Annotated in this window: 24 protein-coding genes and 1 riboswitch; of the genes, 18 read left to right on the top strand and 6 right to left on the bottom strand. The window is 63.6% G+C overall.

The window, feature by feature from the left end:
- Positions 1–8: 8 nt before the first annotated feature.
- Complete coding sequence (locus tag V1293_RS21515) at positions 9–344, bottom strand: ArsR/SmtB family transcription factor (RefSeq protein WP_334516831.1); 336 nt, start codon at positions 342–344, stop codon at positions 9–11.
- Positions 345–526: 182 nt separating this feature from the next.
- Between V1293_RS21515 and soxC the strand changes: the two genes are divergently transcribed.
- From soxC to V1293_RS21565, 10 genes are all read left to right on the top strand, one after another.
- On the top strand, positions 527–1,834 hold the full coding sequence (soxC, locus tag V1293_RS21520; protein ID WP_334512030.1) for a sulfite dehydrogenase: 1,308 nt from the start codon (positions 527–529) through the stop codon (positions 1,832–1,834).
- A 7-nt stretch (positions 1,835–1,841) separates the two neighbouring features.
- Complete coding sequence (locus V1293_RS21525) at positions 1,842–2,489, top strand: c-type cytochrome (RefSeq protein WP_334512032.1); 648 nt, start codon at positions 1,842–1,844, stop codon at positions 2,487–2,489.
- Between the two features lie 62 nt (positions 2,490–2,551).
- Complete coding sequence (gene soxX, locus V1293_RS21530; protein WP_334516833.1) at positions 2,552–2,878, top strand: sulfur oxidation c-type cytochrome SoxX; 327 nt, start codon at positions 2,552–2,554, stop codon at positions 2,876–2,878.
- A gap of 60 nt (positions 2,879–2,938) precedes the next feature.
- A complete protein-coding gene (gene soxY / locus V1293_RS21535; protein ID WP_334512033.1) occupies positions 2,939–3,427 on the top strand; it encodes a thiosulfate oxidation carrier protein SoxY in 489 nt (162 codons plus the stop codon).
- Between the two features lie 12 nt (positions 3,428–3,439).
- A complete protein-coding gene (soxZ, locus tag V1293_RS21540) occupies positions 3,440–3,751 on the top strand; it encodes a thiosulfate oxidation carrier complex protein SoxZ (RefSeq protein WP_334512035.1) in 312 nt (103 codons plus the stop codon).
- Positions 3,748–4,614: a sulfur oxidation c-type cytochrome SoxA gene (gene soxA, locus V1293_RS21545; RefSeq protein WP_334512037.1), complete on the top strand. Its 867-nt coding sequence runs from the start codon at positions 3,748–3,750 to the stop codon at positions 4,612–4,614. Before soxZ ends, soxA begins: the two co-directional genes overlap by 4 nt.
- 5 nt (positions 4,615–4,619) lie before the next feature.
- Positions 4,620–4,925, top strand: a complete 306-nt coding sequence (locus V1293_RS21550) for a hypothetical protein (RefSeq protein ID WP_334516834.1) — start codon at positions 4,620–4,622, stop codon at positions 4,923–4,925.
- Positions 4,926–5,012: 87 nt separating this feature from the next.
- The gene (gene soxB, locus V1293_RS21555; protein ID WP_334512039.1) at positions 5,013–6,767 is read left to right on the top strand and encodes a thiosulfohydrolase SoxB; all 1,755 of its coding nucleotides are present in this window, start codon (positions 5,013–5,015) and stop codon (positions 6,765–6,767) included.
- Complete coding sequence (locus V1293_RS21560; protein WP_442894261.1) at positions 6,764–7,225, top strand: DsrE family protein; 462 nt, start codon at positions 6,764–6,766, stop codon at positions 7,223–7,225. The genes soxB and V1293_RS21560 overlap by 4 nt, the downstream gene beginning before the upstream one ends.
- A 122-nt stretch (positions 7,226–7,347) precedes the next feature.
- Positions 7,348–8,388, top strand: coding sequence for an MBL fold metallo-hydrolase (locus V1293_RS21565; protein WP_334512040.1), 1,041 nt, complete (start codon positions 7,348–7,350; stop codon positions 8,386–8,388).
- A 146-nt stretch (positions 8,389–8,534) separates the two neighbouring features.
- On the opposite strand, the gene V1293_RS21570 is transcribed toward V1293_RS21565, so the two are convergent.
- The 3 genes from V1293_RS21570 to V1293_RS21580 are packed head-to-tail and all read right to left on the bottom strand — an operon-like array spanning position 8,535 to position 11,193.
- Positions 8,535–9,371: an ABC transporter substrate-binding protein gene (locus V1293_RS21570; RefSeq protein ID WP_334512042.1), complete on the bottom strand. Its 837-nt coding sequence runs from the start codon at positions 9,369–9,371 to the stop codon at positions 8,535–8,537.
- Complete coding sequence (locus V1293_RS21575; RefSeq protein WP_334512044.1) at positions 9,371–10,153, bottom strand: ABC transporter ATP-binding protein; 783 nt, start codon at positions 10,151–10,153, stop codon at positions 9,371–9,373. Before V1293_RS21575 ends, V1293_RS21570 begins: the two co-directional genes overlap by 1 nt.
- A complete protein-coding gene (locus tag V1293_RS21580; RefSeq protein WP_334512045.1) occupies positions 10,150–11,193 on the bottom strand; it encodes a FecCD family ABC transporter permease in 1,044 nt (347 codons plus the stop codon). The genes V1293_RS21575 and V1293_RS21580 overlap by 4 nt, the downstream gene beginning before the upstream one ends.
- Positions 11,194–11,338: 145 nt before the next feature.
- Positions 11,339–11,537: riboswitch (cobalamin riboswitch) on the top strand.
- Positions 11,538–11,650: 113 nt separating this feature from the next.
- Here V1293_RS21580 and V1293_RS21585 point away from each other — a divergent pair.
- The 4 genes from V1293_RS21585 (at position 11,651) to V1293_RS21600 (ending at position 15,709) form a co-directional block, all read left to right on the top strand.
- Positions 11,651–13,924 (top strand): TonB-dependent receptor domain-containing protein, encoded by a 2,274-nt coding sequence (locus tag V1293_RS21585; RefSeq protein WP_334512047.1) that lies wholly within the window; start codon positions 11,651–11,653, stop codon positions 13,922–13,924.
- A 95-nt stretch (positions 13,925–14,019) separates the two neighbouring features.
- On the top strand, positions 14,020–15,057 hold the full coding sequence (locus tag V1293_RS21590) for a DUF6925 family protein (protein ID WP_334512049.1): 1,038 nt from the start codon (positions 14,020–14,022) through the stop codon (positions 15,055–15,057).
- A gap of 115 nt (positions 15,058–15,172) precedes the next feature.
- Positions 15,173–15,412, top strand: coding sequence for a transcriptional regulator (locus tag V1293_RS21595; protein ID WP_334512051.1), 240 nt, complete (start codon positions 15,173–15,175; stop codon positions 15,410–15,412).
- A gap of 6 nt (positions 15,413–15,418) precedes the next feature.
- The gene (locus V1293_RS21600; protein WP_334512052.1) at positions 15,419–15,709 is read left to right on the top strand and encodes a hypothetical protein; all 291 of its coding nucleotides are present in this window, start codon (positions 15,419–15,421) and stop codon (positions 15,707–15,709) included.
- 108 nt (positions 15,710–15,817) lie between these two features.
- Here the strand turns inward: V1293_RS21600 and V1293_RS21605 are convergent, their stop codons facing one another.
- On the bottom strand, positions 15,818–16,060 hold the full coding sequence (locus V1293_RS21605; protein WP_334512053.1) for a hypothetical protein: 243 nt from the start codon (positions 16,058–16,060) through the stop codon (positions 15,818–15,820).
- Positions 16,061–16,227: 167 nt separating this feature from the next.
- Here V1293_RS21605 and V1293_RS21610 point away from each other — a divergent pair, with 167 nt between their 5' ends.
- The 4 genes from V1293_RS21610 to V1293_RS21625 all read left to right on the top strand — a co-directional run bounded on the left by V1293_RS21610 (position 16,228) and on the right by V1293_RS21625 (position 21,210).
- Positions 16,228–16,383 carry a hypothetical protein gene (locus tag V1293_RS21610; RefSeq protein ID WP_334512054.1) on the top strand — a complete coding sequence of 52 codons (156 nt, stop codon included), beginning with the start codon at positions 16,228–16,230 and terminating at the stop codon, positions 16,381–16,383.
- A 183-nt stretch (positions 16,384–16,566) separates the two neighbouring features.
- On the top strand, positions 16,567–17,595 hold the full coding sequence (locus V1293_RS21615; protein ID WP_334506067.1) for an IS110 family transposase: 1,029 nt from the start codon (positions 16,567–16,569) through the stop codon (positions 17,593–17,595).
- A 560-nt stretch (positions 17,596–18,155) separates the two neighbouring features.
- Entirely contained in the window at positions 18,156–19,370 is a 1,215-nt protein-coding gene (locus tag V1293_RS21620) for an MFS transporter (RefSeq protein WP_334512055.1), read from the top strand.
- A 97-nt stretch (positions 19,371–19,467) separates the two neighbouring features.
- Positions 19,468–21,210 carry an N-acyl-D-amino-acid deacylase family protein gene (locus V1293_RS21625; protein ID WP_334512056.1) on the top strand — a complete coding sequence of 581 codons (1,743 nt, stop codon included), beginning with the start codon at positions 19,468–19,470 and terminating at the stop codon, positions 21,208–21,210.
- Positions 21,211–21,423: 213 nt separating this feature from the next.
- Here V1293_RS21625 and V1293_RS21630 read toward each other — a convergent pair whose 3' ends face one another.
- Positions 21,424–22,698 carry an MFS transporter gene (locus V1293_RS21630; RefSeq protein ID WP_334512057.1) on the bottom strand — a complete coding sequence of 425 codons (1,275 nt, stop codon included), beginning with the start codon at positions 22,696–22,698 and terminating at the stop codon, positions 21,424–21,426.
- Positions 22,699–22,756 lie beyond the last annotated feature (58 nt).

Here is a 22,756-nt window from a genome sequence, read left to right on the forward strand (position 1 = left end):
GCGATGTATCACTTCAGATCGCCGCAGAAAATCTCCTTCAACACCCCGAGGAGACGCAACGTGCGCGGGTCCGCAACACGATAATGCAGCGTCTGCGACGTCCGCCGGAATTCCACCAGGCCATCGGCGCGCAATTTCGCCAGATGCTGCGACAATGCGGACTGGCTGAGTTTCGCGACACCGACCAGTTCTCCCACCGTCATCTCGCCGCGAACCGCAAGAAAACAAAGGATCAACAGGCGCTTTTCGTTGGCGAGCATTTTCAGAAGTTGGGCTGCGTCGCCGGCCTGCTTCGCGAGCTTCTTCAGTGCGTCCGCATCGTCGGCGCCGGGGGCGAATTGCATCTCGTCGGCTGACGTCGCGGCTACTGTCATAACTTATCCGGAATAGTTTTCCGTGCCTGCGAAGCACAGATATCATACTACTGCCCCATCAATCCTTTAGCATTGACTAAATTAGCAAATGTGGATACCGGTTCAAAAAAGCAAGAAATGATGCGGCGATGCGGCCGCGAGGGGAAGAAAACGTGCGGCCTGACCCGTTACGCAGCAAAGCTGTTCTCTCCGATCTTGCCGGCGCGGACGCGCCTTTGGGACGACGCGGCTTTCTCAGGCTCGGCGCAGCGCTGACCGGCAGCCTCGCTATTGGCGGCAAACCCGCCATGGCCGACCCCATGCAAGAGGCGCCTCCCGCCGATGCCCCCTGGTCGCAATCGATCGGCGCAGGCGTGGTCGACCGGCCCTACGGCCGGCCTGCGGATACCGAAGCCTCCGTCATCCGGCGCAACGTCCCCTGGCTCACCGCCAGCGCGGAATCGTCCGTGAGCTTTTCGCCGTTGCAGGACCTACACGGCATCATCACGCCCAATGGATTGTTCTTCGAGCGCCACCATGCGGGCCGGCCCGACATCGATCCGGCGCAGCACAGGCTCATGATCCACGGGCTGGTCGAGCGGCCGCTGTTGCTCACCATGAAAGACATCCTGCGCTTCCCGTCCATATCGCGCATCCATTTCATCGAATGCCCGGCCAATGGCGGCATGAACTGGCGCGCCGCGCAGATGAACTCGCTGCAGTTCAGCCACGGCATGGTCAGTTGCGCCGAATGGATCGGCGTCAAGCTGTCGACGCTGCTGGAAGAGGTCGGCGCCAAGAAGGAAGCGAAGTGGGCGATGGTCGAGGGCGCCGACGGCGCGCATATGAACCGCAGCCTGCCGCTCGACAAATGTCTCGACGATTGTCTCGTGGTCTATGCGCAGAACGGCGAGGCGCTGCGCCCCGAACAGGGCTATCCGCTGCGGCTGGTGGTGCCGGGCTGGGAAGGCAACGTCAACATCAAGTGGCTGCGCCGCATCAAGCTCGGCGACAAGCCGTGGCATTCGCGCGAGGAAACCTCGAAATACACCGACCTGATGCCGGACGGCACCTCGCGCGGCTTCACCTGGCTGATCGACGCCAAATCCGTCATCACCTTTCCCTGCCCGGAAAAGCCGCTCGACGGGCCCGGCCTCTATGAGATCAGGGGACTGGCCTGGACCGGCAACGGCAAGGTCAGGCGTGTCGACGTCTCCATGGACGGCGGCGTCGACTGGCAGAGCGCGCGGCTGCACGAGCCGGTGCTGTCGAAGGCACTCACAAAGTTCACCCTGCCCTGGCGCTGGGACGGCCGTCCGGCGCTGGTTGCATCCCGCGTCATCGATGAGACCGGTTACGTGCAACCGACAATTGCGGAGCTGCGAAAGCAGCGCGGCGCGAACTCGGTCTATCACAACAACTCGATCCAGACCTGGCAGGTCAAATCAGACGGAAGCGTCTTCAATGTACAGCTCGCGTAAGATTTGCATGGCCGTCGTGGCCATCCTGCTGGCGGCCGGAAACCTCGCCGGCGCGGCAGAGCCAGGCTCGTTCGGTTACGGCAGCGCGGCGACGCCGGCGCAGATCGCCGGATGGGACATCGACGCCCGTGGCGAGGACGGGGCAGGCCTGCCGCCAGGCAAGGGCACGGTCGACAGGGGCGCCGACGTCTATGCCGAGCAATGCGCCGCCTGTCATGGAACCTTCGGCGAAGGCGAAGGCCGCTTCCCCAAGCTGGTCGGCGGCGTCGGATCGCTCCGGGACGAGCGGCCGGAGCCGACGGTCGGCAGCTACTGGCCGTTCGCCCCGACCCTGTTTGACTATATTAACCGCGCCATGCCGATGCCTGCGCCGCACACATTGTCATCGGATGACGTTTATGCTTTGACCGCCTATATTCTGAGCCTGAACGACCTCGTTCCCCATGAATTCGTTGCCGATCGCAACAGTTTGCCGAAAGTCAAAATGCGCAATCGCGACAATTTCATCTGGACCGACCCACGGCCCGATACGATGGCCAAACCCTGCATGAATAATTGCGTCAATGCCGCCGATGTCAGGCTATCGTCGACGGCCGAAGGCAGAGACCTGACGCCACGCACGACCGGACCGCTCGACACGATGCAACCGAAATAGAAATTACGGAAACGCCTGTGACCGATCATTTTCTGACGAAATCTGCAAGGCTCGCGGCGCTTATGCTGGCGCTGGTGATCGGCGCGTTCGCATCCGCAGGCACCGCGCAGGCGCAGTCCGCGGTGGATGAAGGCCGCAAGCTCGCTTTCGACCGCAGCAAGGGCAATTGCCTGACCTGTCATGTCATCAAGGGCGGCAACCTGCCCGGCACGATCGGGCCCGAGCTGGTCGACATCAAGAGCAAGTATCCCAAGCGCGAGGATCTCGTCGCCATTCTCAACGACGAGACCCTGCGCAATCCGCTGACCGTGATGCCTCCGTTCGGGCGCAACCGGATCCTGACCGAAAAGGAAATCAACGCGGTGGTGGATTTCCTGCAGACGCTGTGACGCAAGACCAAGAGATTTAAGGCTGTGACGTGCGCGCGCACGCTTTAGGAGACGATGGACATGACTGACGTCGGATTTTCGGCCACGCGGCGGCTGATCCTGCAGGGTGCAGGCGCAGTCGCGCTCGTTGGCCTCGGCAATCCACTCTTTGGCCTGACGCCGGCGCTGGCCGCGGCCAACGACAAATATCCGGAAGAGGCGTTCAAGGCCAAGAGCGAGGCTGACGCGATCAAGGCGCTCTACGGCAAGACGGCGGAGCCCTCCGACAAGGTCAAGATGGATGCGCCTGAAATCGCGGAGAACGGCGCCGTGGTTCCGATATCGGTGACGACGACGCTGGCGGACGTGACCTCGATCTCGTTCCTGGTCAGCGAAAATCCGGTCGCGCTGGTGGCGTCCTACAAGATTCCGGCCGGCACGCTTCCAAACGTCGCCAACCGCATCAAGATGGCGCGAACCAGCAACGTGATCGTGGTCGTGGAAGCCGGCGGCAAGCTCTATAGCGCCAACAAGGAAGTCAAGGTCACCGTCGGCGGCTGCGGCGGTTAAAGGAGAATTCAGATGGCATCGACCATTCGCGTGCGCGCCACTTCGAGCGGCGAGACCACCGAGGTGCAGGCGTTGATCCAGCATCCGATGGATTCCGGCTTCGTCAAGGACGCCAAGGGCGAGATCATTCCCGCGCATTTCATCCAGCAGCTCACCTTCGAACATGACGGCAAGAACGTGTTCACGGCCGATTGGGGCGGCGGCGTTTCCAAGGACCCCTACGTCAAGTTCGCGTTCAAGGGGGCCAAGAAGGGCGACGAGCTGAAGATTAGCTGGGTCGACAACAAGGGCGCCACCGACACCACCACGGCGAAGATCCAATGAAGCTGCGATCCGCGATCTATCCGGCTTCCGCAGCGCTTGCGCTCGCGGTGTTGACGTTTGCGAGCACCTTGCCCTCTGATGCCGCCGACAAGGTCGATCCCATAGCCGACGCCAAGGCGTTCAGGAAATTCTTCACCGACAAATTCCCAAAGGTGAAGCTGGAAGATTTCGTCAACGGCCCCTACTCGATGAACGAGGACCTGCACCGGCAATGGCAGGAGAAGGAGCAATTCCCGCCCTACGAGTTCTCGCTCGAAATGGGCAAGGAAATGTTCTCCAAGCCGTTCAAGAACGGCAAGAGCTATGCCGACTGCTTCCCGAATGGCGGCATCGGCGTTCGCCAGAACTATCCTTACTTCGACGAGAAGGAAGGCAAGGTCATTACGCTGGAGCTCGCACTGAACCGCTGCCGCGAGGCCAACGGCGAACCGCCATATTCCTATGTGAAGGACGAAATGGCGGCGCTGACCGCCTATATGGCCTTCACCTCGCGCGGCAAGCCGATGGATATCAAGATCCCGAACGACCCCCGCGCGCTCGCGGCCTACGAGAACGGCAAGGAATATTTCTACACGCGGCGCGGCCAGCTCAATTTCTCCTGCGCCACCTGCCACGTCCAAAGCCCGGGCGAGCGCGTCCGCGCCGAAATCCTGGCGCCCGCGCTGGGCATCGTCAACGCGATGCCGATCTATCGCTCGGAATGGAGCGGCATGGGCACCACCAGCCGGCGCTTCACCACCTGCAACAGTCAGATCCGCGGCGTGCCGCTGAGCCCGCAGGACGATGAATATCGCAACGTGGAATACTACCTGTCCTATGTCAGCAACGGGCTGCCGATTTCAGGTCCGGGGGCGCGGCCATGAGGAACATGACGCTCAAATGCGCATTGGTTCTGGCGCTGGCAGGAGGCGCGACGAGCGCGCTCGCCGCAGGCTCCGAGGACGAATTCAAGGCGGCCTACGCCGCGGCTGACGCCGCCAACAAGGAGGCCGGCAAGCTGCGCAACCAGTGGACCACCACCGCGTCGACGCTGGCGGCAGCGAAAAAGGCCGCCGATGCCGGCGATTTCGACAAGGCCACCGCATCGGCCAAGGAGGCCGAGGCCCTGGCCAAGGCTTCGATCTTCCAGGCCACCAGCGAGAAGACCCGCTGGAGGGATATGGAAATTCGCTAGAGCATGATCCGGAAAAGTGGAAACCGGTTTTCCGCCAAGATCATGCTCAAAGAATAGACGAGATCTTTACGACGCGCGGAGACCCGCATGACCATCCGCCGCCGCGATTTCCTGACGCTAGCGGGCGCCGCCACCCTGTCCGGCAGCCTGCCGCGGCTCAGCGCGCAGGCCGCCGATAACAATGCAGGCGTTTACGACCTCGAGCGCTTCGGCAACGCGCGCATCCTGCACATCACCGATACCCATGCGCAGCTTCGGCCGGTGTTCTTCCGTGAGCCGAGCGTCAATCTCGGCGTAGGCTCGATGCGGGGCAATCCGCCGCATCTGGTCGGACGCGCCTTCCTCGACCGCTTTGGCATCCGGCCCGACAGCGCTGACGCCTACGCCTTCACCTGCGTTGAATTCGAAAAAGCCGCCGGGAGATTCGGCAAGCTCGGCGGGTTTGCGCATCTGAAGACGCTGGTCGATCGGATGCGCAGTGAAGCCGGCGCCGGGCGCGCGCTGCTGCTCGACGGCGGCGATCTCTGGCAGGGCACCGGGCTCGCCAACACGCTGCAGGGCGCCGACATGGTCGACGCCGCCAACCTGCTCGGCATCGAGGCGATGACCGGCCACTGGGAATTCACCTATGGCGAAAAGGCGTTGCGCGCCAACCTCGAACGCTTCAAGGGCGAATTCCTGGCGCAGAACGTCTTTCTCACCGAGGAAGCCGCCTTCAACGACGCCAAGGCGTTCGATCCGGCGTCGGGGCGCGTGTTCAAGCCGTCCATCATCAAGGAGATCGGCGGGCACCGCATCGCCGTGATCGGGCAGGCGTTCCCCTACGTGCCGATCGCGCACCCGAAGCGTTTTACGCCGGACTGGAAATTCGGTATCCGCGACGAAGAGCTGCAAAAGCTCGTCGACGGACACCGCAATAGCGATAAGGTCGATGCCGTCATCCTGCTCTCGCATAACGGCATGGACGTCGACCTCAAGCTCGCCAGCCGCGTCACCGGCATCGACGTCATTCTCGGCGGCCATACCCATGACGCCGTGCCGCAGCCGGTCGCGGTCACCAACGCTGGCGGCGTCACGCTGGTCACCAATGCCGGCTCGAACGGCAAGTTTCTGGCGGTGCTCGATCTCGATATCGGCAAGGGCAAGGTCGCCAATGTGCGTTACCGGCTGCTGCCGGTGTTTTCGGAATTGCTGAAGCCGGATCCGGCGATGCAGGCGTTGATCGACAAGGTACGCGCGCCGCATGCGGCGGCGCTGGATGAAAAGATCGCCGCCGCCGACCGCCTGCTCTATCGCCGCGGCAATTTCAGCGGCACGATGGATCAACTGATCTGCGACGCACTGCGCGGCGAGTTGAATGCCGAGATCGCGCTGTCGCCGGGCTTTCGCTGGGGCACCACGGCGCTCGCAGGCCAGCCGCTGACGATGGAGGACGTGATGGCGCAGACCGCCGTCACCTATCCCGAGACCTACGTCCAGACCATGACCGGCGGCCAGATCAAGGACGTGCTGGAAGACATCTGCGACAATCTCTTCAACGCCGATCCCTATTACCAGCAGGGCGGCGACATGGTCCGCGTCGGCGGCCTCGCCTATACCTGCACGCCGGACGAATCGGTGGGAAAACGGATTTCCGACCTCAAGCTCGACAACGGCCACGCCCTGCAAGCCGGCAAGCGCTACAAGGTGGCGGGCTGGGCTTCCGTTAACGAGCAGACCGGCGGGCCGATCTGGGATGTGGTTGCCAAACATCTGCGGTCAGGCAAGCCGCCCAACCGGGCGCCGCCGGGCGTGACGCTAAAAGGCGTCGAGGACAATCCGGGCATTGCGGGACAGGGATGAGCGGTTTTTCGACCATCATTCGTACCATGACCGCAGCGGCGTTGATCGCAGCCGCGGCGCCTGCCACCCGCGCCCAGCAGGCGCCGCTGCAGGACAAGCCGTTTGCCGAGCACAAGATCGTTCTGCAGCTCTCCGATAACGACCCGCGGAAACAGGGCCTCGTGCTCAGCGTCACCAGCAATCTGATGAAGCATTACGATCCCGACAAGGTTGCGATCGAGATCGTGACGTTCGGTCCCGGCATCGATCTGCTGCGCCCGGAAAATCCCAACCGCAAGATGGTCGAGAGCCTTGTGGCGCAGGGCGCGCGTTTCGATATCTGTCTCAACACCGTCGACACGCTCGAACGCGAGGTCGGCAAGCGGCCGGAGTTCATCGCGGCCGCGACGCCGGTGCAGGTCGGCGTCGCGCAGATTCTGTTTTTGACCGAGAACGGCTATACGCTGGTGCGGCCGTGATGCCCGATGCCACCATCGTACCGTCAGGCGTGGTACAATTGATGGAACTGCAGGAGCAGGGCTGGAGCTACGTCCGGCCGTAATGTGATAGACTTTAGAAGCAACATCCGGCGGCAGCGGCCATGATTTTTCGTCAGCTCTTCGACAGCGTTTCGGGCACCTACAGTTACCTGCTGGCGAGCCGCGCCGGTGGCGAGGCGTTGATCCTCGACCCCGTGCTGGAAAAGGCCGACCGCTACTGCCAGCTCCTGCGCGAACTGGATTTGCGGCTGGTGAAGGCGGTCGACACCCATCTGCATGCCGACCACGTCACGGGCCTCGGCGAACTGCGCGACCGCACCCAGTGCATCACCATCATGGGCGAGCAGAGCAAGGCCGACGTGGTGTCGATGCGGGTATCCGACGGCGACAAGGTGATGATCGAGGGGCTGAGCCTCGATGTCATGTACACGCCCGGCCACACCGACGATTCCTACAGCTATTTGATGGGCGACCGCGTCTTCACCGGCGATACGCTGTTGATCCGCGGCACCGGCCGCACTGACTTTCAGAACGGCTCTTCGCGCGCGCAATATGAATCGATCTTCAACCGGCTGCTGAAACTGCCTGACGAAACCATGGTATTCCCCGCCCACGACTACAAGGGCGACACGGTCTCCACCATCGGCGAGGAGCGGCGTTACAATCCGCGGCTGCAGGTGCGCTCGGTCGACGAATATATCGAGCTGATGGCCAATCTGAAGCTGCCGAACCCGAAGATGATGGACGTCGCCGTGCCCGCCAACATGCATGTCGGCCTGCACCAGGAGGAGCTTGCCAAGCAGGGGCTCGCGCTCTCCGCCCGCGACGCGATCAACAGTCTGGGCCGGCCCGATATCCTGCTGGTCGATTTGCGCGAAACCAGCGAACGCGCCAAGCACGGCACGATCTCCGGCGCGCTGCATGCGCCCTACCCCGGCATCGCCGAGAGCCTCAAGCCCGGCGGCATGCTGCGCGAAGTCGCCGCCGCCACCGGCCGCCGCGTGGTGTTCTTCTGCGCCTTCGGCGAACGCTCGGCGATGGCGGTGGCCGCGGCGAAGAACGCGGGGCTGGCCAACACCGCGCATATCGAAGGCGGTATCGATGCGTGGAAGAAGGTGGGTGGACCGGTGGTGATCGAGTAATTTTTGTCGTCCCTGCGAACGCAGGGACCCATACGCCGCGGCCCCTGTGATTCAAGGCAGTGGTCGACGCCTTCTCCAGATTACAACGTCCTGTGGTTATGGGTCCCTGCGTTCGCAGGGACGACGAGATAGTTTTGCCGGGGACATCACCGCCCCACCCGCTTCACCTCCGCCGTCAGCGCGTCGAGCGCATCCGCCAGCAGCACGCCACCGCACTCGGTCATGCGCTCCGGAATCACGATGCGCTTTTCCGGCGGGTAGAAGCGCTCCAGCGCCGGATGCAGCAGGAACGCCTGGCCGTCGTCTCTCGCTGTGTCGCCGGCCTGCGAAACCACGATGAAGTCGGGCCGCAAGTTCACGATCGCCTCCAGCGAGGCAAATCCGCCGAAGGCAAAGCCGAGATCGCCGGCCGCGCTGCGCAGCCCGGTTTCGCCGAGCAATGATCCGACAAAGCTGTCGCTACCGGCGACCCAGCCGCGCCGCGACAATGGCAGCACGCGATAATGCCGCTCTGAGACCGCGTGGCGGGCGCGCGTCAGCGCCGCATCGAGCCGCGCGATTTCCGCCGCCGCACGATCGGGGTGTCCGGTGATGTCGCCGGCCTCGCGGATCTGCTGCCGCGCCTCGTCGAGGGTTCGCGGCACGGCGAGTTCGGCGAGGCGAAGCCCCTTGGCCTTCAACAGCTCCCGCGTCGAACGCTTGTCGAACGCGCTGGCGACGACGATGTCGGGTCGGATGAGCAGCACGTCCTCGGCTCCCCCGGACAACACCGGATAGCGGCTGATGTCGCCGGCCTGCGATTGCCAGCCGTCCCGCGAAAACCGGCTCAATCCCAGGATCTGTTCGGGGTCGGCCAGCGTCAGCAGCAATTGATCGGTGCAGACATTCATCGACACCAGCCGCGGCAGACTGGCTGCGAGCGCGGCGCTGCCCGGCATCGCAAGCACCATCATCGTGACCAGAAGTTTCAGCCGCCGTCGCATCAGATATCCGCCCAAGGCACGATGACAGCCTCGCGCTGGAATTCCGCGCGATAGGCCGAGATCCGGAACACATCAGCCATCACCTGCTCGGACAGCGCCGCGGCCGGCGCGCCCTGCGCGACCAGGCGGCCTTCGCACAGCACCAGCACATGGTCGGCAAACCGCGCCGCGAGGCCCAGATCATGCGTCACGACGATGACGAGCACGCCCTTGTCGGCGGTCGCGCGTAAATTCTTCATGACGTCGATCTGGTGGCGCGGGTCGAGCGAGGCGGTCGGCTCGTCGGCCAGGATGACCGGCGCCTCCACCGCCAGCGCTCGCGCCAGCGCGACGCGGCTGCGCTCGCCGCCGGACAGTTCGGTGACGCGACGGTCGCTGAACTCCATCACATCGACCGCCTGCATCGCGCGCAGCACCGCCTCCGCGTCCTTGGGCGACAGGCGCGCCGGATCGGTGGCGCCATGCGGATAGCGGCCGAGCGCCACGATATCTCGCGCCGGCAGCGGCCAGTGCACCACGTGCCCTTGCGGCAAGTAGCCGAAGCGTTTTGCGCGCTCGCGCAGCGGCAGCGAAGCCAGCGTATGGCCGCCGATTTCGATCTCGCCTTCGGACGGGATCAATCCCGCCATCGCGCGCAACAGCGTGGTCTTGCCGGCGCCGTTCGGCCCGACCAACGCCACCAGATGGCCGGCCGACAGCGCGAGCGAAACGTCTTTCAACACGATCCGGCCGGCGAGGCGCACGCCGAGTCCCCTTGCGGTCAGGAGTGCTGCTTCACTCATGCGACACCTCCGCCGAGTGCGCGACGCTCGCGCATGATCAGATAGAGGAAGAACGGCACGCCGATGATCGAGGTCAGCACGCCGACCTTGATATCCGATGTCGAGGGGATGATGCGCACCGCAATATCGGCCGCCAGCAGCAGTGCCGAGCCGGCGAGCGCGCTCGGCACCAAAAGCCGCCCCGGGTCATGCCCGATCAGCGGCCGCATCAGATGTGGCGCAACCAGCCCGATGAAACCGATGGTGCCGGTGACGGCGACCGCGCCGCCGACCCCGAGTGCGACGCCCGAAATCACGAAAAGGCGCAGGCGGCCGACATCGACGCCAAGGCTTTGCGCGGTCTCCTCGCCCAGGCTCAGCGCGCGAAAGGCATGACGCTGGCTGAACAGGATGATCGCGCCGGCAATGATGAACGGCAGCGCCAGCATCACGTGCTGAAAGCTGCGGTCCTCCAGCGAGCCGAGCAGCCAGAACGCGATTTCCAGCACCAGAAAGGGATTGGTGGCAAGGTTCATCACCAGCGCGGTCGCGGCGCCTGCAAAGCTCGAAATCGCCAGTCCCGACAGGATGAGAATCAGTAGCCCCGCGTTGCGGCCGGCAATCGAAAGCAGCACGAACACTGAGCAGAAGGCCGCACAGATCGCCGCCACCGGCAGCGCGTAGGAGCGGACATCGGCCAGCCCCAGCGCGATCACCAGCACCGCGCCGAAGGCGGCCGATTGCGGCGCGCCGAACAGGTCGGGCGAGGCCAGCGGATTGCGCAGCATGCCCTGCAGCGACGCACCCGACAGGCCGAGGATGGCCCCGATCGCCAACGCCAGCAGCGTCCGCGGCAGACGGATTTCCCGCACGATCACCTGCGACACCTCGCTGCCCCCGCCGAGCAAAGCTTCCGCCACCGCAAGCGGCGACAGCCGCACCGGACCAATACCCAGCGAGATCAGCATCAGCAGAACAACGAGGACAGAAAGCGCCGCCACAGCGCCGATCCGCCGGCGCGCGGCATCCTCGTTGGTCACGGCAACAGTCTCAACACTCATCGATCGTCCTAAAGCAGTTTTACCCGCCCCGGTACAGGAGCTCAGGCAAGGAGCAGGCAGGCGTGCTCATGCGGCAAAAATAGCGCACTCGTCCAGTGAGGACCGCGCGCGCCCGTGGCGGGATTGACTCAGACTTTAACAAACTTCTACCATAGTTCCCGACGGTTCCCGTTTTGGGGATCAAAAGGGAATGCGGTGCGGGGAAGTCCCCCAATTCCGCGGCTGCCCCCGCAACTGTAAGCGGCGAATCCTTCGTCATAGGCCACTGGGAATCTCGGTCCTGGGAAGGCGACGAAGGGTAGCGACCCGCGAGCCAGGAGACCTGCCGTCAGCCGTGGTCACACGCGAAGATGTCGGTCGGGGAGTACAGGCATTAGCTTCACCTGAGCTGCTCAAAGCACATGGTGAGACTTGGTTCGCTGTGACGTGCCACTGACGTCATCCCGAGGTCTGAACCATGCCTTCCACCATCACAGCCACCGTGCGACGGCGCCGCTACTGGCTTGCCTCCAGTTTCCTGGTGCCCATCGTATCGCTTGGCATTACCGGCGCGCAGGCGCAGCAGCAGCCGTCCGAGCAATTGCCGCCGATCGAGGTAACCTCGCCCACCGACCCGAACCGGACCCGCGCCAAACCGATCTACGATGAGCCATCAACCTCGCGCCGCGTTGTACCGGCGGCTGCGCCGTCGACTGGCACGCGACCCGCAGCCGGGACCGGCTCGAACGTCGGATCGCAAAGCGTTTCGCAAGGCGCGGGCGACAGTGGCGGCCGCCAGTTTTCAGGCATCGTCGGCACGGCGTCGACCGTTATTACCGCCGAAGAGATCGCGCATTCGCCCGCACAAACGTTGCAGGAAATCATCGCGCAAACGCCCGGCGTGCAGCTGACCAGCCTGTTTGGCGGCGTCAACGGTGCCAAGACCAGCGTCGACCTCCGCGGATTCGGCGCTTTCGCGACCTCAAATACCCTGGTGCTTATCAACGGCCGAAGGCTCAACGACATCGACATGGCGGGTGTCGATTTTTCGACCATTCCGCGCGATTCGATCGAGCGCATTGAAATCACGCGCGGCAACAGCGGCGCGGTGCTCTACGGCGACAACGCGGTCGGCGGCGTCATCAATATCGTCCTGAAGAACGGCGTCGGCGGCCCACCCGTTGCGATGCGCGCAGAGGCCGGTGTCGGCTCCTTCAATCAGCGCATGGCCTCGGTTTCGACTGCGCTGAATTCGGGACCATGGTCGACCTCATTCTATGGCAACGCCATCAAGTCCGACGGCTATCGTGAAAATAATGCGCTCGACCAGCGCAACGGGGTCGGCAATCTCAATTACACCACTCCCGACCTCAAAGCCTTCCTTACGGTGACCGGCGACGACCAGAAGCTGGGTTTCCCCGGCGGCAGGCTGGTGGACCCCTCCATCGGTCTCAACGAGCTAGTCACCAACCGCCGCGGCACCAGCACACCGTTCGACTACGGCAACCAGCAGGGAGCCAGCGCCACCGCTGGATTCACCAAAACCCTGATGAACGGCGTCGATCTCATCGTCGATGGTGGCGTGCGGGACAAGAAGCAGCAGGCCGCCTTCTTTAATCCCTTCAGTAACAGTTACGTCGACAGCCATTTGCAGACATGGTCGCTGACGCCTCGATTAAGCGTCAAAAATGTGATGTTTGGGCTACCCTCTTCGATCCTGACAGGCATCGATTATTACGATGCGACGTTCCACCAGGAGCGGCCGGAATTTAAGGGCACACCGCCGATCCATACCTATGATCTTTCGCAGAAAACACTTGCTGGTTACTGGCAGCAAACTATCGGGCTGTTGCCGACGACCGATTTCTCGTATGGCGCGCGGGTCCAGAACACCACCCTGAGCGCAAGGGATCGTCTTAACGATCCGCCGAATTGCGCCATTTTTTTTACTTGCGGCGCTCAAAACCTTCCGCTGGATAGCAGCGAGACCCAGTACGCCCTGCATCTTGGCCTCGAACATCGCTTCAACAATGTCTTCTCGATATTCGGTCGTGCCGCCCGCGCGTTCCGCACGCCGAATGTCGACGAGAGATTATCTTCCGGCCCCTCCTTCGATCCGGTCTTCTTCACCCCGATTCCGGGCAATTTCAAGCTGAAGACCCAAACCTCTCACGATGTCGAAGGCGGCTTCCGCATCAAGTCGGGCGGCTTCCAGATGCAATCGAGCATCTACAATATGGACCTCGAGAACGAGATCCATTTCGTCCCGGCGCTGTTCTATAACGTCAATCTCGATCCGACCCGCCGCTACGGCTCCGAGACCAGCGCGTCGCTGCGCGTCAGCGACAGCGTTACGCTCCGCGGCGGCGTGGCCTACACCCGGGCGGTGTTTCGCGAAGGCCAATTCGCCGGCAATGACGTTCCGCTGGTGTCCCGCTACACGGCCAGTGGCGGCGTGACGTGGAACATCTGGCAGAACTATCTCGTGGCGGACGCGACGGTGCGCGCTTGGAGCGAACGCTTCATGGACAACGATCAGAAAAATACCCAGCGCCGCATCCCGGCCGATGCCACGGTCGACTTCAAGCTGAGCGGTGCCTATGAGCACTTCTTCTGGTCGCTCAGCGTGAACAACCTGTTCAATGCGCTGTACTACGACTACGCGATCGCGAGCACGTTCACCGACGGCCGCTTCTCGGCCTATCCCCTGCCTGGACGGACCTACATGGTGAAGGCCGGCGCGACGTTCTGACCGAAGCAGCCGGTTCGGCGCCACGCCGGACCGGCTTGTCCTGACCTGACGAGACGGTATTCTCTTGGGCATATTGCCCGGGAGAATGCCCTTTCATGCCTCACTCGCTTTCGTTCCCGCAGGCTGCGATGAGCGCCGCAGCCATCGACCTGCTGCAGCGGGAAATATCCAATCCCGATACGCAATGGAGCCTCGGCACCTTCGGCGCCATTGCCGAATTTTCGCGCGACCCTGACGAGCCGGTGCGCCTCGTCCAGTCGGCGGAAGCCGTTTCGGCCGTGACGCCCCGCGGCGGCATTGCCCTCAAATCTCATGCCGCCATCCGCCCTTTCGCGTCGGAGGGCATCACCAGGACCGGGTGGAATCAAAGGATCGCGCTTTGCCTGCCGCGAGATGATTGCGCCATGCACCAGCGCGTCGCGCTGACGGAGATCGGCCCGGATCACGAAGCGCCGCGAGAGGAAGATCGGAATTCTGTTCTGTTCGATCTGGGTTTCGGCGCGCTGCAGATCGATTGCTGTATTCGAATCGGCGACCGCAGCCTCGCCGCGCAACTACGTGAGCACGCCGGCCGCGCCGTGTTCGAGCCCGGCAATCCCGCCATGGCAATGATCCTCGCGGCCAATCCGCACCGCGTCTTCATCAGCCGGCTCGGCCGCATCGAGGTCTATCAGCCGATCCCGCCGCCGTCGGGCAAGAGCCCGGAAGGACCGCACACGCATGTGCTGCCGAGGCTATTGAAAAGCGGCCGGACCCATCCCGCGACCGAGCCGGTGCCTCAGGGGTGGATCCCCTGCGCCCATCTCTATCCACCGCATCCGGCGCGCGATGGCCTGGGTGAGGCCCGGCCGTTCGACGCCACGCACTATCAAGCCTTTCAGCGGATGATGGCCGCATGCGGCGATCCCACAGCGCTTGCGACCAAGCGGCGGGTGATCGATGCCGTGCTTGCCGGCGAGCCGCCCACGGCCCTGGCCAGTGACCGCCACGGCCGGATCAGCGTCCGTATTGCGTTGCGGCAGATGAAGTCGCAGGGACATGCGTCGGCGGCGCTGAGCGCCTGGCTCGGGAGCCTCGATCAAGCGGCCCCGGACGAGGCTGACGACGAAGCGGCCCTTCAACATGAGGGCTGATTTGACAAGAAAGTGCGGCTTTTTCGACCGAAAATAACGTCCTCTGCGCCCCGATCCGTGGTAAACCGGCCGAAAGACCGCTCGACGATATCTGTCGTGATTTCAGAGGTATGACATGGACGATGAGCCGAAGAGCGCCGCGGAATTGAAGGAGATCCGGCTGAATCGCAAGCGCGCCCAGGAAGTCGAAGGCATCAAGGCAATGGCCGAGATCGCGGCCGCCGATGTCGCGATCCGGAAGCGGACCGAGAAGCTGCGCGCACTGCGTCTGGCGAAGGAAGCGGCCGACCGTGAAAACCCGCCGGAACCGGCGGTCAAGAGCAAGGCCAAGACCAAGGCCGCGAAAAAAGGCTGACCTGAAATGACGAAAGAAGATCGTGATCGCGCCCAGGCCCGCGCCGACAAGGTGGCAAAGGCCGCTCAGGACGCAAGATCCGGCAAGGCCGAACGCGACGCCAGCGCCAAGGCTGTGCTCGACAATATGGCGAAGCTGAAGGCGTTGCGGCTCGCGCGCGAGGCAGCCGAGCCGCAACGTGCTCCCGCTGCGAGGACCGCAAAGAAAGCGCACGCAAGCACCAAGCGGCCGGACGAAAAGCCGGCGGCCTTGTCCGAGTGGCTGGCGAGCCAGCAGAACGGCGGACGGCGAACCTGAGATCGGACTCTTACGGATGTCTCGTCACGCCCGGGGCAAAAGCGCGAAGACGCGCTTTGCGCTTTTGCCGGGCCGAGACAAAAAGTCGGTCAGATATCCGCAAGCGTTTTACGCCGGCCCCGGCCAATCGATCATCGAACGCGTCTTGTTCTCGGCATCGTAGACCTGCACCTGAAGCATCTGGAACCTGTTCTTCAGGGCCATGCCGGCTTCTTCAGCGGCCTCGACCGTGTCGTGATGCGATTTGAAATGACCGTCCACCACCAGCGAGTAACCGGTGGTCGGCGCCTTGTCGGCGCGGACGGCTTTGCGCGGCTGCGGTTCTTCCGCCGCAGGGCGGGGCTTCTTCATGCTGGCTCCGTGTGAAAGCCCTTTTGGACTGAACGCCGCAAAAAGGGCAGGAAAGTTCTTGTGGTCGGCGCTAACATGCCGGCCCAACGCGATCAGATTGAGGTCATGCGGATACTCCGAATCGGCATGCAGAGCAACGTCGATTCATCCGGCGAAAAAGGCATCACATGGGCGGAACTGGCAGAAGGAACGAGCCTCCGAAGCCGGCGGACGACAAACCGAAAAAGCCGAAGCGTGCGCCGGTCGAGGATGACGACTACGAGGACGGCGATATCGCCACGCCGAAGCGCGATCGCACCGGCAACGATGATGAACCGTTGTAGCGGCACTTCGTAGATGGGGTAACGGGCCCCGGCCCGCCTTCCAAGCAAGCCGCGCTTGCTACGGCGCTGTTGGGTAGCGCGCTTCGCGCGGCTTGCTTGGAAGGCGGGCGGTCGTCCCTCACATTGATGGTGTTACGGAGTCAGAGGGATGAGCCTCGCTCCAAGCATCGAGGAGAGACGACCATGAACCACTATGCCGGAATCGACGTGTCATTGGAATGCTCGAGCGTGTGTGTTGTTGACGCAAGCGGCAAGATTTTGCGCGAGGCCAGGGTGGCCAGCGAGCCGGAGGCGCTGATCGCCTGGTTCCGGCAGTCTGGCTTTGAGTTTGAGCGGATCGGGCTGGAAGCCGGGCCCTTGTCGCAATGGCTGTTTGCGGGGATGAAGGCGGCCGGCCTCGCCGTTGAGCTGCTCGAGACGCGGCACGTGCGGAAGGCGTTCGAGGCGATGCCGGTCAAGTCGGATCGCAACGATGCACGCGGGATTGCGCAACTGATGCGGCTGGGCTGGTTCCGGCCGGTGCACTGCAAATCGATCAGTGCGCAAGAGACCCGATCGCTGTTGACCGCCCGCAAGCTGGTGCAATCGAAGCTTCTCGACGTCGAGAACAGCCTGCGCGGGATCCTGCGCGGTTTTGGCCTCAAGGTTGGCAAGACGACCGGGCAGACTTTCGCGGGACGGATCGAGGAACTCGTGGACGGCCATCCGCACCTGCAAATGATCGCCAAGGCGCTGCTGGCGGTGCGAGCGGTGCTGCGGACCGAGTTCGCAGCTTTCGAGAAGCAAACCCGCAGGATGGTGCGGTCCGATACGCAGGCACGGCTGCTGACGTCAGTCCCGGCGGTCGGCCCGATCGTGGCGCTGACCTATGCCAGCGCAATCGACGATCCGACCCGGTTCAAATCGTCGAAGCAGGCAGGAGCCCATTTCGGGTTGACCCCGAAGAAGCATCAATCCGGTGAGACCGACTACACCGGCCGGATCAGCAAGATCGGTGACGCCTCGGTGCGCACGGCGCTCTATGAGGCTGCCAACGTCATGCTGACCAAGCCGCTCAAGGGCTGTTCGCAATTGAAGAGCTGGGCCATGCGGATCAAAAAGCGCGCCGGCATGAGCAAAGCCAAGGTGGCGTTGGCGCGCCGGCTCGCGGTGATCATGCACCGCATGCTCGCCGACGGAACACCCTTCAACGCCGCTGCGGCGGCAGCCTAACAGGGAGAAACAGCAGTTTTCGGGCGGGTCACGACACCAGGCCTTCTCGAAGCGAAGTCCCTTCGCCGGGACGATGGATCAGGTCAGGCCGTTGCCCACCAGGTCGCCTCGTGAGCACGCTCAACGTAGATTGGTCGACCTATCCTCTTCCAACCCCATCAGGTGGCGGCCCTGCGCCGACCCCGTACAGAAGCGAGACCCCGGCGGGCGGACAACGCAAAGGGATTGACTAATCGAGGCCCGTTACAGAAGTGTGGGCAAAGCGACTTGTCCGCCGTAGCTCAACGAGCGAAGGCGGAAGCGTGCCCACCATTCAGTATCGCGGTCGAGGACAAAGGGTGGGCACGGCGCGAAGCGCGCTTTTGCCCACCCAAAGGGATCAGGCATGTCCGACCATTGCCGTGCCGGCGGCCCTTGTCTTCCTGATTCAATGACGCATTTTGCGCGGCCTGCCCTCCGCAGGGGCAGCCATGCAGCTCTATTCATGGACAAATAACGCCTGGCCTATATTTTCGCCAGCGCACTGCCGGGCCGTAAAAACTACGGGATTTTGAGCTGACATGGTCGACATTCTGGCCGCACCGCAACAAGCCAAAGCGGACACTTCGCCGCGCACGCTGGCTGCCATTTCCGTCGCTCATTGGGCCAGCCATTTCCATCTCTTCGTGCTGCCGATGCTGTTTCCGTTCCTGAAAGAACAGCTCGGCGTCGGCTATATCGAGCTCGGTTTCGCGCTCACCGTGTTCGGCATCGTCTCCGGCCTGACGCAGGCGCCGATCGGTTATCTCGCCGACCATATCGGCGCGCGAAAGGTCCTGCTGATCGGCCTCACCGTCGGCGGCCTGGCGCTGATCATGCTCGGCCTGCATCTGAGCTACGTCTCGCTGATCGTCTGCGCCGCGCTGCTTGGACTCGCCAACAGCGTCTATCACCCCTGCGACTATGCGATCCTGTCAACGCATATGGAGGAAGCGCGGATGGGCCGCGCGTTTTCGGTCCACACCTTTGCAGGCTTCCTTGGCGGCGCGGTGGCGCCCGCGATCATGGCCGCGCTGGTGGCGACTATCGGCGGTCTCGGCGCGCTGATCGTGGCCGGCGCGATCGGCCCCGTTGTGGCGCTGCTGTTGATCGCGGTCCGCATTCCCGATGCGAGTTCGGCCGATCGCAAGACCGATGGCGCGGCGTCCCCGCAGCAGGGCATCGTCACGCCGGCCATCATCGTGCTGACGATCTTCTTCATGCTGCTCGGCCTGTCCAATGCCGGCATCAGCAATTTCGGCGTCGTCGCGCTGATGAGCGGCTATGGCGTGACATTCTCGGCCGCCAATATCGCGCTGACCGCCTTTCTCGGCGCCAGCGCGGCCGGCGTGCTGGCCGGCGGCTATCTCGCCGACCGCACCAAGCGCCACGGCAATGTCGCCGCCGCTTGCTTTGCAATCAACGCCGTCATCATCACGATCATTGCGACGATCAACCTGCCGTCGGCCGTGCTGACCGCCGCGATGGGGCTGGCCGGATTCCTCGGCGGCGTCATCGCGCCCTCGCGCGACATGCTGGTGCGCAACGCCGCACCGGCAGGCGCGGCGGGCCGCGCGTTCGGCATCGTCTCTACCGGTTTCAATTTCAGCGGCATTCTCAGCCCGCTATTGTTCGGCTGGATCATGGACCAGAGCCTGCCGCATTGGGTGTTCGGCGCATCCGTTGCCTTCATGGTGCTGACGGTGCTGCTGGCGCTGGTGACCGACCGCAAGCCGGCGGAACCCGTCAGGACGTAACTACCTGCCGATGCATTCCTGAGCCTCATCCCCGGCGGTTGACAGCATCTGACGGCGTCGGATGATGCGCCAACAAAACAGAACCGGGATGGAAGCCATGACCTCGACCCCCGACCTCGTGATCCGCGGCGGCACCGTTGCCGATGGCAAGGGTGGCGAATTGTTCGAGGCCGATGTGGCCGTCTCCGGCGGCCGCATCACCGAAGTCGGCAAGGTTGCCGCAAAGGGCAAGGACGAGATCGACGCCAAAGGCAAGCTGGTCGCGCCCGGCTTTGTCGACGTCCACACCCACTATGATGGCCAGGTCACCTGGAGTCAGGACATCACGCCCTCGTCGCAGAACGGCGTCACGACAGCGATCATGGGCAATTGCGGCGTCGGTTTCGCGCCGTGCCGCCCGGCCGATCATGTCAGGCTGATCCAGTTGATGGAGGGCGTCGAGGATATTCCCGAGCCGGTGCTGAGCGCCGGCATTCCCTGGGCCTGGGAAAGCTTTCCCGATTACATGGGCTGGCTGTCGAAGCGGAATTTCGACATGGATATCGGCGCGCAACTGCCGCATGCGGCGCTGCGCGTTTACGTGATGGGAGAGCGCGGCGCGCGGCGCGATCCCGCAACGCCTGAGGACAACAAGGCGATGGCGGCGCTCGCCGGAGACGCCGTGCGATCAGGCGCACTTGGCTTTTCGACCTCGCGCACCCTCAATCACCGCACCTCGACCGGCGACTACACGCCGACGCTGAAAGCTGGCGAAGATGAATTGACTGCGATTGCGGCTGCGATGCACGGCGTCGGCCGCAGCGTATTGCAATTCGTGCTCGACCAAAGCACCGTGCACGAAGATCTGCCGATGATGCTGCGGGTTGCCCAGAATACCAAATGCCCGATCTCGTTTTCCGTAGCCCAGGCCGACAAGGCGCCGCGACGCTGGCGCCAGACGATGGACACCATCAATGAAGCCGCCGCCCGCGGCCTTTCGATCACGACCCAGATTGCCGCGCGTCCCGTCGGGCTGCTGCTTGGGCTCGAATTGTCGCGCAACCCGTTCCAGACCCATCCGAGCTATCGCGCGATCGCCAAGCTGCCGCTGGCTGAGCGGCTCACGCATTTGCACCGGCCCGAAGTGCGCGCAGCCATCCTGAGCGAAACGGCGACGGCGACCGACGACCCGCTGTTCTTCCGGCCGAACTACGACAAGATGTATCTGCTCGGTGATCCCCCGGACTACGAGCAGCCGCCGGAAAATGCGCTCGGGCCGCAGGCCCGCCGCCAGGGTCGGCAGCCGGAAGAACTCGCCTACGACGCGATGCTTACGGACGAGGGCCGCGGCATGCTCTATGTGCCGTTCCTCAACTATGCCGACGGCAATCTCGATGCCGTACATGAGATGCTTCGCGAACCCAGCGCCGTGCCGGGCCTCTCCGACGGCGGCGCGCATTGCGGCATCATCTGCGACGCCAGCTTCCCGACCTATCTCCTGACGCACTGGACGCGCGACCGCAGCCGCGGCGAAAAACTGTCGATCCCGTTCGTGGTGGCGGCACAGTCGCGCAAGACCGCACTGTCGGTCGGCCTCTATGATCGCGGCGTAATCGCCCCCGGCTTCAAGGCCGACGTCAACGTGATCGACTACGACCGCCTGCACCTGCATCCGCCAAAAGTGCACTACGACCTGCCGGTCGGCGGCCGCCGCCTGATGCAGCAGGTCGACGGCTATGAGGCCACCATCGTCTCCGGCGTGGTGACACAACGCGGCGGCAAGGCGACGGGTGCCCGTCCCGGCAAGCTGGTGCGCGGCGCGCAGGGGAGCAAACCGCAGTTCGACGCGGCGGCGAGTTAGGGCTTGGCTGGTTCAACACGCACGATGTCGTCCCTGCGAACGCAGGGACCCATACGCCGCGGCCCACGTAAGGGAGCACGAGGGAAGATGGCCTCGGTTCGGCAACTCACCGCCGTAATTGGCCAACGCAGAGCATCAGCCGCCACGCCTCATCGATAGATCACGCGGTATGGGTCCCTGCGTTCGCAGGGACGACGAGAGAGTTGTTCCTATTCACGCGAATTTCGGCTGCGCCGCGACCTGGGCCATCAGCCGCTTGCGCTCCGTGTTCGGCCAGAGCAGCAATAGCCCGAGCAGCCCCGACGCCGCCATCACCACCGCATTGATGGTGAAGCCGGTCATGTAGCCGTCGAGCGGCACTGCCGCATTCTGGATCACGACGCCCATCACGGAAGGAGCAATCATGCCCGCCAGCGTGTAGATCGCGCCATAGATCGCGAGCACGGCGCCGCGCTGTTGAACCGGCGTGAATTCGCCGAGCATCGGCGGGCAGACGACATAGATCGAACCGCAGAGACCCGAGCCGACCACGAGGAACGCGATCTGCAGCCCGGCACCGTTGACATGCGGCATCACGGCGAGGATCAACCCGCCGATGATCAGCGGCACCGAGCCGAGCACGCCCCGCGCGCCCCGCGTCGTGAAGCCACGCGCCAGCATCACCTGCGAAATCCATCCCGTCAGCAGGACGATTGTTGCGCCGAACACCCAGGGCAGGACGGAAATCCAGCCCGCATCCTTTTGCGAGAAGCCGAGCCCCTTGACGATGAAGGGCGTGAACCAGGTCAGCCCGAGCGACAACGCCCAATAGGCGCCGAAAGTCGCGGCGCAGCAACCGATGAAGGTTCGCGAGGTCAGAAGCTGGAGATAAGGTACGCGCTGGTCGGCTGCGGCCGCTTCGGCCGTCTGCACCAGCGGCCCTTCTTTGCCCATCACGAGCCACGCCACCACCCACATCAGGCCGACCACCCCGAGCGCGCCGAAGGCGTAGTGCCAGCTATGATTGACGATGATCCAGTTCAGCGCCGGCACCGCCAGGATCACGCCGAACGCGGAACCCTGCGAGAGAATGGCGGTCGGCAGCGTTCGCTTCTCGTCGGGAAACCATTTGTAGACCGCATGCGCCGCGACTGAAAATGCCGGCCCCTCGCCGGCGCCGAGGATGATGCGGCAAATCAGGATCGTGGTGAAACCGACGGTGCCGACCATCGGAAATTGCGCCACCGACCAGATCGCCGCCATCGCGAGCAGCACCCAGCGGGTGTCGACGCGGTTGACGATGAAGCCGACGACGATGGCGGAGATCGAAAACAGGAAGAAAAACGCGGAGCCGAGCAGGCCGAACTGTTCCGGCGAAAGCTTCAGCTCGTCCATGATCGGCGCGCCGGCGAGGCCGACGACGATCTTGTCGGCAAAGTTCACCAGCATGAACAGGAACAGCAGGAAGGTGATCTTCCAGGCGCCCTTCGGCGTCGATTGCGCGGTCATGGCTGGTTTCCCCGTTTATCTTTTGCTGGCTCTGCAGGATCGGCCGGTTCCAATGGTA

Origin of the sequence: Bradyrhizobium sp. AZCC 1693 (assembly GCF_036924745.1) — a bacterium.
Lineage (GTDB): Bacteria > Pseudomonadota > Alphaproteobacteria > Rhizobiales > Xanthobacteraceae > Bradyrhizobium.